Source organism: Pseudomonas fluorescens, assembly GCF_902497625.1.
Taxonomy (GTDB): Bacteria; Pseudomonadota; Gammaproteobacteria; order Pseudomonadales; family Pseudomonadaceae; genus Aquipseudomonas; species Aquipseudomonas fluorescens_BQ.
Genome location: NZ_CABVGX010000008.1, coordinates 61,028 through 72,916, shown reverse-complemented (window position 1 = coordinate 72,916; position 11,889 = coordinate 61,028). Strand labels below are relative to the sequence as shown.

Below are 11,889 nucleotides of genomic sequence, written 5' to 3'. Positions count from 1 at the left end.
TGGAAACTACCCATTTCATGGGTACACCCTTATGATGTGCCCCAGACTCTTTACCCTGCGATGACCCATGGCCGACTCTGCTTTTTTCTGCACCCTGTCTCACGAAGGCGTACTCGCTGTCCGCGGGGCCGATGCCGGCAAATTCCTGCAAGGGCAATTGACCTGCAACCTCGATTACCTGAATGAACATCGGGCCAGCCTCGGCGCGCGCTGCACGCAGAAAGGCCGAATGCAATCGAGTTTCCGCATCCTCTTGCAGGGTGACGGCGTGCTGATGGCCATGGCCACCGAGTTGCTGGAGCCGCAGCTGGCGGACCTGAAAAAATACGCAGTATTTTCCAAATCGAAGCTCACCGATGAAAGCGCTGCGTGGGTTCGGTTCGGCGTCGTTGAGGGCGATAGCACCCTGGCAGGTCTGGGTCTTGAGCTGCCGGCAGACACTGACAGCGTTGCGCGTCACGACAACCTGATTGCCGTGCGCGTCTCGCCGGCCCGTGCGGAACTCTGGGTGCCCGCTGATCAAGCCGATGCGGTCAAAAGCAAGCTGTCTGCGGCACTGGCGAGCGCCGATCTGAACCAGTGGCTGCTGGGTCAGATCCGCGCAGGGATCGGTCAGGTGATGCCAGCGACGCGCGAAATGTTCATCCCGCAGATGCTCAATTTGCAAGCCGTCGGTGGTGTGAGCTTCAAAAAGGGTTGCTACACCGGCCAGGAAATCGTCGCGCGTATGCAATACCTGGGCAAACTCAAGCGCCGTTTGTATCGGCTGAGCCTGCCCGCTGATCAATTGCCCGAGCCGGGCACCCCGCTGTTTTCGCCCTCGCACGGCAGTTCCATCGGCGAAGTGGTGATCGCCGCGCACGCGGAGCGAAATATTGAACTCCTGGCGGTGCTGCAAGCCGAAGCAGCAGAGGGTGGTGACATTCACCTTCGCGCGCTCGAAGGGCCCGCTTTACAGTTGCTTGACCTGCCTTACGACCTGAATCGCGATCGCGAAATCCAGCGTTGATGCAGCACTTGCCGCAATCCCTAGAGATACGAAATGAGCGAACTGGCGGATAAAGTCCAACAGGATTTGGTTGCGGCCATCAGTAATGATGACCTGGTGCTGCCTACGTTACCGGAAGTTGCCCTGCAGATTCGCAAGGCCGCGGAAGATCCGGAAATCAGTGTCAGCGCGCTGAGCAAAATGATCGGGCGGGATACGGCGCTTTCAGCGCGCTTGATCAAAATCGTCAACAGCCCGCTACTGCGTGCCACGCAGGAAGTCACCGACCTGCACACCGCTATTACGCGGCTGGGCGTCAATTACAGCAGCAATCTGGCGATCGGCCTGGTGATGGAGCAGATATTCCACGCACGCTCCGAGGTGGTGGAACATAAAATGCGCGACGTGTGGCGCAAGAGTCTGGAAATTGCCGGCGTGAGTTACGCCTTGTGCCGTCGCTATACCGACCTCAAGCCTGACCAGGCGGCGCTCGGTGGGTTGGTGCATCAGATTGGCGTACTGCCGATCCTGACTTACGCCGAAGACCATAATGAGCTGCTGGCGGATCCGGTCAGCTTGAACCATGTGATCGACAAGATTCATCCAGTGATCGGTGAAAAATTGCTGCGGGTTTGGGATTTTCCGGAAAAACTGGTGAAGGTTCCGGGGCTTTACCTGGACTTCGAGCGCGAATCCGAGCGAGTCGATTACGTTGACCTGGTCCAGATCGCCAGCCTGTATTGCCACAAAAATACCGATCACCCCCTCGCGCGGATCGATGCGTTCAGCGTGCCGGCGTTCAAGAAGCTGAAGATTGATGCGGAGCACGAAGCGATGCGTAGAGACCTGGAGGAATCGCGGTCAATGTTTTATTGACCCTGTGGCGAGGGGGCTTGCCCACCTTTGCTTTATCGACCTGTGGCGAGGGGGCTTGCCCCCGTTCGGCTGCGAAGCAGTCGTGATAGCGGTCAACCAATTATTCAAGAAACTGCAGCAGCCATTTTGGGACCGCTTCGCAGTCCAACGGGGGCAAGCCCCCTCGCCACAGGTTCGCGCGAAACCCCGGCAGCCACTTTGGAACCGCTTCGCAGTCCAGCGGGGGCAAGCCCCCTCGCCACAGGTTCGCGCGAAACCCCGGCAGCCATTTTGGGACCGCTTCGCAGTCCAACGGGGGCAAGCCCCCTCACCACGGGTTGGCGCTCAGTCTCCGGCGGGAAAGCTTACGCGCACGATCAAGCCTGCTTGCTCGCCATCATGCAGACTTATCTGCGTCAGATGCGCTTGCTCCCTTTGTATGATTGACCCTGTGGCGAGGGGGCTCGATCACCTTTGTATGATTGCCCCTGTGGCGAGGGGGCTTGCCCCCGTTCGGCTGCGAAGCAGTCGTGATAGCGGTCAACCAATTATTCAAGAAACTGCAGCAGCCATTTTGGGACCGCTTCGCAGTCCAACGGGGGCAAGCCCCCTCACCACGGGTTTGCGCGAAACCCCGGCAGCCATTTTGGGACCGCTTCGCAGTCCAACTGGGGCAAGCCCCCTCACCACAGGTTTGCGCGAAACCCCGGCAGCCACTTTGGGACCGCTTCGCAGTCCAACGGGGGCAAGCCCCCTCACCACGGGTTTGCGCGAAACCGCAGCAGCCATTTTGGGACCGCTTCGCAGTCCAACGGGGGCAAGCCCCCTCACCACAGGTTTGCGCGAAACCGCAGCAGCCATTTTGGGACCGCTTCGCAGTCCAACGGGGGCAAGCCCCCTCACCACGGGTTTGCGCTCAGTCTCCGGCGGGAAAGCTTACGCGCACGATCAAGCCTGCTTGCTCGCCATCGTGCAGACTGATCTGCGCCAGATGCGCCCGGCAAATCTCGCCGACAATGGCCAGGCCCAGCCCTGAACCGGCGACCTGCTGATTGCGTCGATAAAACCGCTCGAATACCCGGTCGCGTTCCTCAAACGGAATACCCGGGCCGTCATCTTCGACTTCCAGCACCGCTGGCGTCGACACCCGCAGAATCACGTTGCCGCCCGGTGGCGTGTGCGCCAGCGCGTTATCTACCAGGTTGCTCAGCAGTTCATTCAACAAGGTCGGCTCGCCGCGCAGCCATACGGGCTCATCCGCCTCCAGCGCCAGCGCCACACCGCGCTTGTGCGCGAGCGGCGCCATGGCCATGCCGAGTTCGCGTGCCAACTGACTGAGGTCGAGCAACTGTGCACCGCCCTCGGCAATGGCCCGGGCGCCGTTCTCCACCCGTGCCAGCGAAAGCAATTGATTGGCCAGGTGTGTCAGGCGATCGGTGTTCTGTGCCGCTGTCTCAAGAGTCTCGCGCCAGGTGTCGGCTTGTGTCGCCCGCAAACCCAGTTCCAGTCGCGCCTTGAGCGCCGCCAATGGTGTGCGCAACTCATGCGCGGCATCGGCGATGAACTGCGCCTGGCGCTCGAACTGCCCACGCAGCCGCTCGGTAAAGTGATTGAGCGCGCTGACCAGTGGCGACAACTCATGTTGCACTTCCACCAGTGGCAGCGGCCGCAAATCGTCGGGCTGACGTTCTTCCACTGCCGTGCGCAAACGCTCCAGCGGACGCAATGCCGCGCTGACCGCAAACCACACCATCAACAATGCTCCGATGGCCAGCATGCCCAGTCGCAGCAACGTGTCTGCAGCCAGACTGCGCGCCATGCTTACCCGAGCCTCATCGGTTTCCGCCACGCGGATTTCCGCCATGCCGTTCATGTTGGGTTCGCTGACGGGTTTGAGCAGGCTGACTACACGGACGTTTTGACCTTGGTACTGCGCGTCGTAAAAACGCGCCAGCGCCGGGTAGTTATCCGTGCGCGGCGTTCCCGGAGGCGGAGGCGGCAGGTTTTCGTAACCGGAAATCAGCTTCTGATTGATGTCGTTGACCAGATAGAAAATTCGCCCGGCGCTGTCATACGCGAAGGTATCAAGCGCTACATACGGCACGTCGAGGCTGAGGCTGCCGTCGCGCTCGGACAGACCGGCGGCAATGGTTCGCGCGGAGGCCAGCAAGGTTCGGTCGTAGGCAGTGTCGGCAGCTTCGCGACCGTTCCAGTAGGCACTCAAACCACTCGCAAGCATCAACACCACCAGCAAAACGGCGAGGTTCCACAGTAAACGCCAGCGCAGGCTGCTGGCCTTATGCATCGCGGCTTTCCAGCAAATAGCCGAGCCCGCGGAAGGTAACGATGGCGACTGGCTGGCCATCGAGTTTCTTGCGCAGACGGTGGACGTAGATCTCGATGGCGTCGGGGCTGGCCTCTTCGTCCAGGCCGAACACTTGCGAAGCGAGCTGCTCCTTGCTCATCACGCGACCAGGGCGAGCGATCAAGGCCTCAAGCACGGCTTGCTCGCGGGAGGTGAGGGTGAGTAATTCATCGCCGAGGGTGAAGCGTCGGGTGTCCAGATCGTAAGCGAGTACGCCGCAGGTCTGCTGACGTTCGCCGCCGAGCACACTGCGGCGTAGCAGTGCTTTGACCCGGGCTTCCAGTTCCGTGAGTTCGAAGGGCTTGGCCAGGTAGTCATCGGCGCCGAGGTTCAGGCCATGCACACGGTCCTTGACGTCGCTGCGCGCGGTCAGCATCAGCACTGGCAGGTTTTTGCCTCGCGCCCGCAAACGCGCCAGCACTTCGAAACCATCCATGCGTGGCAAGCCGACATCAAGGATCGCCACGGCGTATTCCTCGCTGCTCAACGCCAGGTCGGCCGCGACGCCATCGTGCAATACATCCACGGTCAAACCGGCGCTCTTGAGCGCCTGGGCGACACTGTCGGCCAGTTGCAGATGGTCTTCGACGAGCAGAACACGCATGGATCTTTACCTCATTCAGGGATGGTCGACGCCATTCTTGGCGCGGAGTTTACAGCCGCGTAAGTCACTGTGAAGCCCGAAAAACGCGAATCTCCCGCTGAAGGGCTAATGAAAGGTTGCTGAAAGGTTCGCCGGTTACATTCAGGCCACGGATGGTTTGAGCAAAGCATCAACCGTGCTCTGAAATGTAGCTCCCGAAAAACGCCACGAAGCGTTTTCGCCAATAAGAACAATAAAACGAGGTACGCATCATGCTGGCTCAAAAGCTTCAGGCTTGCCCGCCCTACTCCTTTCCTCAAATTTCAATCTCTACGTATGCCAGCGCCGGCAATGGCTGAGCAGCGCGAAATCGTCGCACCTGAAACATTCCCAAAAACAACAACTCCCCTGGAGACAACCATGAACCGATCAATGCGCCGTTTCGCCCTCGCCGCCAGTTGTGTGCTGTTTGCCGGCCACCTGATGGCCGAGCCCAAACGCCCTGAATGCATCGCCCCGGCTTCCCCGGGCGGCGGTTTTGATTTGACCTGCAAGCTGGTGCAGAGCGCGCTGGTGAATGAAAAACTGTTAAGCAAACCGATGCGCGTTACCTATATGCCAGGCGGTGTCGGCGCCGTGGCGTACAACGCCGTGGTCGCGCAACGCCCGGCCGACGCCGGCACATTGGTGGCATGGTCCAGCGGTTCACTGCTGAACCTGGCCCAAGGCAAGTTCGGCCGCTTTGACGAAAACGCCGTGCGCTGGCTCGCGGCAGTCGGCACCAGCTACGGTGCCATCGCGGTGAAAGCCGATTCGCCCTACAAGACGCTGGACGATCTGGTTAAAGCGTTGAAGAAAGATCCGGGCTCCGTGGTCATCGGTTCCGGCGGCACCGTCGGCAGCCAGGACTGGATGCAAACCGCGCTCATCGCCAAAGCCGCCGGGATCAATCCACGCGACCTGCGTTATGTCGCCCTCGAAGGCGGCGGCGAAATTGCCACTGCCCTGCTCGGTGGCCACATTCAGGTTGGCAGCACCGACATCTCCGACTCCATGCCGCACATCCAGAGCGGTGACATGCGCCTGCTGGCGGTATTCTCCGAAAACCGTCTGGACGAGCCGGAAATGAAAGACATTCCGACCGCCAAAGAACAGGGCTACGACATCGTCTGGCCGGTGGTTCGCGGTTTCTACCTGGGGCCTAAGGTCAGCGACGCAGACTACGCCTGGTGGAAAGACGCTTTCGACAAAATGCTTGCTTCCGGCGAGTTCGCCAAGCTGCGCGATCAGCGTGAACTGTTCCCGTTCGCCATGACCGGCCCGGAGCTGGACACCTACGTGAAGAAGCAGGTTGCCGACTACAAAGTGCTGGCTAAAGAGTTCGGCCTGATCCAGTGATGGTCCCTGTCTAGCGGCTGCGGCACCGAGTGATCGGGGTCGCAGCGCAGGAGTTTCCCATGCTCGTACAACGCATTTTTGCTTCGGTGCTGCTGCTGGTCTGTGCCGGCCTGGCGCTGATGGCGTGGCCGTATCAAGCGGCTTTTTCCTATGAACCGGTCGGACCCAGGGCATTCCCCCTGTTGATGCTCGGCCTGATGGGCCTCGGTCTGCTCTACATGGTGTTTCGTCCGACGCCGATCGTGCACAGCGACGATGACCCGCAACTGGACCGCGACACCTTGGTCAAGATCGGCATCTGCGTCGTCCTGCTGCTGATTTTCGCCGGCACCTTCGAGCCCCTCGGCTTCATCGTCGCCAGCATCCTCATCGGCGTGCCGATGGCTCGCCTGTACGGCGGTCGCTGGCTGCCCAGTGCCGTGATCATCAGCCTGATGGCGGTTGGTCTCTATCTGCTGTTCGACAAAGTCATGGACGTGCCACTGCCTTTGGGCGTGCTCGACGTTCTGGAGAACTGACATGGATACGCTTGGTTACTTGGGTCAGGGCTTCGGCGTTGCGCTGAGCCCGTACAATCTGGTGACTGCCTTGTGCGGCACCCTCATCGGGACCGTGGTCGGCTTGTTGCCGGGTCTGGGTCCGATCAACGGCGTGGCGCTGCTGATTCCGATTGCGTTCGCCCTCGGCCTGCCGCCGGAATCTGCGCTGATTCTGCTGGCGGCGGTGTACCTGGGTTGCGAATACGGCGGCCGGATCAGCTCGATTCTGCTGAACATTCCGGGCGAAGCCTCCACTGTAATGACCACCCTCGATGGCTACCCGATGGCCCGCAAAGGCCTGGCCGGCGTGGCCTTGTCGTTGTCGGCGTGGAGCTCGTTCATCGGTGCATTTATCGCGACCTGCGGCATGGTGCTGTTTGCGCCGCTGCTGGCGAAATGGGCGATTGCCTTCGGACCGGCGGAATATTTCGTATTGATGGTGTTTGCGATTGTCTGCCTCGGTGGCATGGCCGGCGACCGTCCGCTGAAAACGTTTATTGCAGCCTTGATCGGCCTGTTTCTGTCGACCGTCGGCATCGACGCCAACAGCGGCGTTTATCGGTTCACCGGAGACAACATCCATCTGACTGACGGCATTCAGTTCGTCGTCCTGGTGCTCGGCCTGTTCTCCATCAGCGAGATCTTGCTGCTGCTGGAAAAAACCCACCGGGGTCAGGAAGCGGTGAAAGCCACCGGCCGGATGATGTTCAACTTCAAGGAAGCTTCGGCGGTGTTCGCGGTGAACGTCCGTTGCGGCGTGCTGGGCTTCATCATGGGTGTCTTGCCGGGTGCCGGTGCGACGCTGGCCAGTGCCGTGGCTTACATGACCGAGAAACGCATCGCCGGCGCCAAGGGCACCTTCGGCCAAGGTGACATGCGCGGCCTCGCCGCTCCGGAAACCGCCATCGGCGGTGCAGCCTGCGGCGCACTGGTGCCGATGCTGACGCTGGGCGTGCCAGGTTCGGGCACCACGGCGGTGATGATCGGCGCACTCTCTTTGTACAACATCACACCGGGTCCACTGCTGTTCCAACAGCAGCCGGACATCGTCTGGGGCCTGATCGCATCGTTGTTCATCGCCAACATCATGCTGGTGATCCTCAACATCCCGATGATCCGCATCTTTACCCGCATCCTGGCCGTGCCGAACTGGGCGCTGGTGCCGGTGATCGCGATCATTACCGGGATCGGCGTTTACGCCGTGCACGCCACCACCTTCGATCTGTTCCTGATGATCGGGATTGGCATCTTCGGTTACATCCTGCGCAAGCTGGACTTCCCGTTGTCGCCGGTGCTGCTGGGTTTCATCCTCGGTGGTTTGATGGAGCAGAACCTGCGCCGCGCGCTGTCGATTTCCAACGGTGCGCTGGAGATCCTCTGGTCCAGCCCGATCACCTTTGGTGTCTGGGTGCTGACCGTAATCATGCTGTTGATGCCGATCGTGCGGATCTGGCGCAAACGTTCGGCTGCCCGGCGCACCCTCGCCGATGTCTGATCGAACACCGTTCAACGCCTGGTGGGGTACGCCGCTGGTGGGCGCGCTGGGCGGTTACCTCGCCAGCCTGGTAGGCTGGCCACTGCCATGGATGGTCGGCTCATTACTGGCGATCATCCTGGTGCGCTGCCTGACGCCGTGGCAGCTGGCGGAAATTCCCGGCGGGCGCAAGTGCGGCCAATGGGTCATCGGCATCGGCATCGGCCTGCACTTCACTCCCGTGGTGATGGAGCAGGTGCTGAGCCACTTCGGTTTGATCTTCTTCGGGGCGCTGATCACCAGTCTGTCGGCGGTGGTTGGCGTCTGGCTGATGCGGCGCACCGGCGAGGATCGCGCCACGGCATTTTTCTCCAGCATGCCTGGCGGCTCCGGGGAGATGGTCAACCTCGGCGCGCGCAACGGCGCGGTGCTCAGTCGCGTCGCGGCGGGACAAAGCTTGCGCGTTTTAGTGGTCGTCCTCTGCGTGCCGGCCGCGTTCAAATATCTGCTGGGTGACGGCGCGCCGATGTTTCATCCGGCCAGCGTCAATTGGGCATGGCTCGCCATCCTGCTACCGGCCGGCGCTTTGGCGGCGTTGCTATGGGAACGCCTGCGTCAACCCAATCCGTGGCTGTTCGGGCCGTTGCTGGTGAGCGCGACGGTGAGCATTGCCTGGGATTTGCACATCGGCTTGCCGGACGGCGGCAGTCAAATCGGCCAATGGTTGATCGGCAGCGGACTGGGGTGTCACTTCAATCGGCAGTTCTTTCGGCGCGCGCCGTCCTTTATGGGGCGGACGTTGATCGGCACAGTGCTGACCATGTTGATCGCGACAGTGGCGGCGCTGGCGTTGAGTGCGTTGACCCACCTGGATCTGCGCTCGCTGACCCTGGGGATGATGCCCGGCGGGATCGCGGAGATGAGCCTGACGGCGGAGACCCTGCAATTGTCGGTGCCACTGGTGACGGCCATGCAGGTGATGCGATTGTTGTTTGTGTTGTTTCTGGCGGAGCCGTTGTTCAGGTATTGGAATCGGGATTCTGTGTAGAAACCGAGTCGCCTCCATCGCGAGCAGGCTCGCTCCCACAGGATCAGCATTGACCTTGTGGGAGCGAGCCTGCTCGCGATGGGGCCGGTGCTGTCACCGCATCAAACCGGCGGCAATCGCCACTCGATCGGCGCCTCGCCATTCTGCTCGAGAAATTTGTTCGCCCGACCGAAATGCCCGCAGCCCAGGAAACCGCGATAAGCGGAAAGCGGCGACGGGTGCACCGACGTCAACACCAGATGCTTGGTCGCATCGATCAGTTTCTGTTTGCTTTGCGCATGTGCGCCCCAGAGCATAAATACCAGATGCGGCTGCTGCTGACTCACCACTTCAATGATGCGGTCGGTGAAAAACTGCCAGCCTTTATCCTTGTGCGCATTGGCGTTCGCACGCTCCACGGTCATGGTGGTGTTGAGCAACAAGACGCCCTGGTCGGCCCAGCTTTGCAAATAGCCATGGCTGGGAATATCGATGTTGAGGTCGCGCTTCAATTCTTTATAAATGTTCACCAGCGACGGCGGCGCCGGCACGCCCGGTTGCACGGAAAAGCACAAGCCGTGCGCTTGCCCCGGACCGTGATACGGGTCCTGACCGAGAATGACGACTTTGACTTTGTCCAGCGGCGTCGAGTTGAGCGCATTGAAAATCAGCGGACCCGGTGGATAAATTTCCTTGCCCGCCGCACGCTCCTGTTGCAGGAAGTTGCGCAACTCCGCCATGTACGGCTGGTCGAATTCAGCACGCAGTGCCTCCTTCCAGCTCGGTTCGAGTTTGATACGGTCGTCAGCAGTCATGGTTACATCCGGCAAAGACAATGGGGCGAACCCTAGGAAAGCCCGTCACGCTTGTCAATTGATCTGACGCCCATCCGGCACTTTCCTGCACAGCGATCATACTGATCGTTCAAAAACCCGATTGAGGTCACGATGAATCTGCACTTCGAAGAACTCACCGGCACCCACGGCGCACGCATCGGCATCGCCACGCTGGACGCCGAGAAATCCCTCAACGCCCTCTCCTTGCCGATGATCAATGCCCTGCGCGACCAACTGGATGCCTGGGCCAGAGAACCGCAGATTGTTTGCGTACTGTTGCGCGGCAACGGCGCCAAGGCCTTTTGCGCCGGCGGCGAAGTGCGCAGCCTGGTCGAAGCCTGCCGCGCGACACCCGGCGAAGTGCCGCCGTTGGCCGCGAATTTCTTCGCGGCGGAATACCGGCTCGATTTCAATTTGCACACCTATCCGAAACCGCTGATCTGCTGGGGTCACGGCTATGTGCTGGGCGGCGGCATGGGCCTGCTGCAAGGCGCGAGCATTCGCATCGTCACGCCGAGCAGCCGCCTGGCGATGCCGGAAATCAGCATCGGCCTTTACCCTGACGTCGGCGCCAGCTGGTTTCTGTCGCGACTGCCGGGCAAGCTCGGTCTGTTTCTCGGCCTGACCGGCGCGCACATGAACGGTCGCGATGCGATTGATCTAGACCTCGCCGACCGTTTCCTGCTCGATGAACAGCAGGAGGATCTGATTGAGGGCTTGCTGCAATTGAACTGGCAGGAACAGACATCGATGCAACTCAACAGTTTGCTCAAGGCGCTGCAGCAGGAAGCACTGCCGCAAATGCCCCCCGCGCAGTGGTTGCCGCGTCGCGAGCGAATTGACCAATTGCTGGATGTCAGTGACGTGCGTTGCGCCTGGAAGGCTATCAGTCCGTTACGCGATGACCCGGACCTGGTGCTGAGTCGCGCAGCCCGAACCCTGAGCGAAGGGTCGCCGTTAACCGCTCATCTGGTCTGGGAACAGATCGTTCGCGCTCGCCACCTCTCGTTGGCGCAGGTCTTTCAGATGGAATACACCGTCAGCCTCAATTGCTGCCGTCATCCGGAGTTCAGCGAGGGTGTTCGGGCGCGATTGATCGACAAGGATCAGAAGCCACATTGGCATTGGCCGGATGTTAATACTGTGCCGGAAGCGGTGGTGGAAGCGCATTTTCACAAGGCCTGGGAAGGTCGGCATCCGTTAGCGGATTTGACGGAGTATTAATTCGGAGGCACTAAAAACGGCGCGTTATGCGCCGTTTTTTTTGCAGTGTATCAGCGGTGACCGCCTCTGCCATCGCCACCACGACCATTATGGTCGCCGCGCCCGCCCCGGTTATCGCGCCCACCATGGCCGCCACGGTAATCGTTGCGGCCACCGCGTTCACGGCCGTCCCAGCCGCCACGACTGCGACCTTCCCAGCTGCGGTTCTGATGCGCCCGGTAGTCGGCCCGCGGCGCATGTTGGTAGTAACGCGGCGCTGGTTGATACACGCGCGGCTGATGGTAATAGCGCGGTGTCGGTTGATAGTACCGAGCGGGCGGCGCGTAGTACCGGCGCGGCGCGGTGTAATAGCCACCGTTGGAGTAATAGGCCCCGCCATTCGAATAATACGGCGCCGGGGATGTGTAAACCTCGGAACGGTAGTAGCTGCCTCCTCCATCGGCATAGGGCACGCAAGCACTCACAGACAAACCCAGTACAGCTATCAGAAGAAGTCGGCGATACATGGCGGCCTCCTGGACCGCGAGTGACCACACCAGCGACGCTGGCGGGCGACAGTCAATCAATCGGGGACTGTCGAAAGATAAGACATCGATTTCA

At 60.7% G+C, this 11,889-nt stretch carries 11 protein-coding genes; 7 read left to right on the top strand and 4 right to left on the bottom strand.

What is annotated here, in order from left to right:
* The first annotated feature begins 67 nt into the window (after window positions 1-67).
* Entirely contained in the window at window positions 68-1,009 is a 942-nt protein-coding gene (locus tag F8N12_RS07270; RefSeq protein ID WP_150579851.1) for a YgfZ/GcvT domain-containing protein, read from the top strand.
* 33 nt (window positions 1,010-1,042) lie between these two features.
* A complete protein-coding gene (locus F8N12_RS07265; protein ID WP_150579850.1) occupies window positions 1,043-1,864 on the top strand; it encodes an HDOD domain-containing protein in 822 nt (273 codons plus the stop codon).
* Between the two features lie 895 nt (window positions 1,865-2,759).
* Here F8N12_RS07265 and F8N12_RS07260 read toward each other — a convergent pair.
* Both F8N12_RS07260 and F8N12_RS07255 read right to left on the bottom strand, forming a co-directional pair.
* A complete protein-coding gene (locus tag F8N12_RS07260; protein WP_150579849.1) occupies window positions 2,760-4,148 on the bottom strand; it encodes a sensor histidine kinase in 1,389 nt (462 codons plus the stop codon).
* Window positions 4,141-4,812, bottom strand: a complete 672-nt coding sequence (locus tag F8N12_RS07255) for a response regulator (protein WP_150579848.1) — start codon at window positions 4,810-4,812, stop codon at window positions 4,141-4,143. Before F8N12_RS07255 ends, F8N12_RS07260 begins: the two co-directional genes overlap by 8 nt.
* 399 nt (window positions 4,813-5,211) lie before the next feature.
* Between F8N12_RS07255 and F8N12_RS07250 the strand changes: the two genes are divergently transcribed.
* From F8N12_RS07250 to F8N12_RS07235, 4 genes are read left to right on the top strand one after another with little or no spacing between them, the layout of a single operon-like run.
* A complete protein-coding gene (locus tag F8N12_RS07250) occupies window positions 5,212-6,189 on the top strand; it encodes a Bug family tripartite tricarboxylate transporter substrate binding protein (RefSeq protein ID WP_150579847.1) in 978 nt (325 codons plus the stop codon).
* Window positions 6,190-6,248: 59 nt separating this feature from the next.
* The gene (locus tag F8N12_RS07245) at window positions 6,249-6,707 is read left to right on the top strand and encodes a tripartite tricarboxylate transporter TctB family protein (protein WP_150579846.1); all 459 of its coding nucleotides are present in this window, start codon (window positions 6,249-6,251) and stop codon (window positions 6,705-6,707) included.
* Between the two features lies 1 nt (window position 6,708).
* Window positions 6,709-8,223: a tripartite tricarboxylate transporter permease gene (locus F8N12_RS07240; protein ID WP_150579845.1), complete on the top strand. Its 1,515-nt coding sequence runs from the start codon at window positions 6,709-6,711 to the stop codon at window positions 8,221-8,223.
* On the top strand, window positions 8,216-9,250 hold the full coding sequence (locus F8N12_RS07235; protein WP_150579844.1) for an AbrB family transcriptional regulator: 1,035 nt from the start codon (window positions 8,216-8,218) through the stop codon (window positions 9,248-9,250). Before F8N12_RS07240 ends, F8N12_RS07235 begins: the two co-directional genes overlap by 8 nt.
* A gap of 101 nt (window positions 9,251-9,351) precedes the next feature.
* Here the strand turns inward: F8N12_RS07235 and ung are convergent, their stop codons facing one another.
* Window positions 9,352-10,044 carry a uracil-DNA glycosylase gene (gene ung, locus F8N12_RS07230; RefSeq protein ID WP_150579843.1) on the bottom strand — a complete coding sequence of 231 codons (693 nt, stop codon included), beginning with the start codon at window positions 10,042-10,044 and terminating at the stop codon, window positions 9,352-9,354.
* Window positions 10,045-10,176: 132 nt separating this feature from the next.
* Between ung and F8N12_RS07225 the strand changes: the two genes are divergently transcribed.
* Window positions 10,177-11,289 (top strand): enoyl-CoA hydratase/isomerase family protein, encoded by a 1,113-nt coding sequence (locus tag F8N12_RS07225; RefSeq protein WP_150579842.1) that lies wholly within the window; start codon window positions 10,177-10,179, stop codon window positions 11,287-11,289.
* A gap of 50 nt (window positions 11,290-11,339) precedes the next feature.
* Here F8N12_RS07225 and F8N12_RS07220 read toward each other — a convergent pair whose 3' ends face one another.
* Window positions 11,340-11,795, bottom strand: a complete 456-nt coding sequence (locus F8N12_RS07220; protein WP_150579841.1) for a hypothetical protein — start codon at window positions 11,793-11,795, stop codon at window positions 11,340-11,342.
* Window positions 11,796-11,889: the final 94 nt, after the last annotated feature.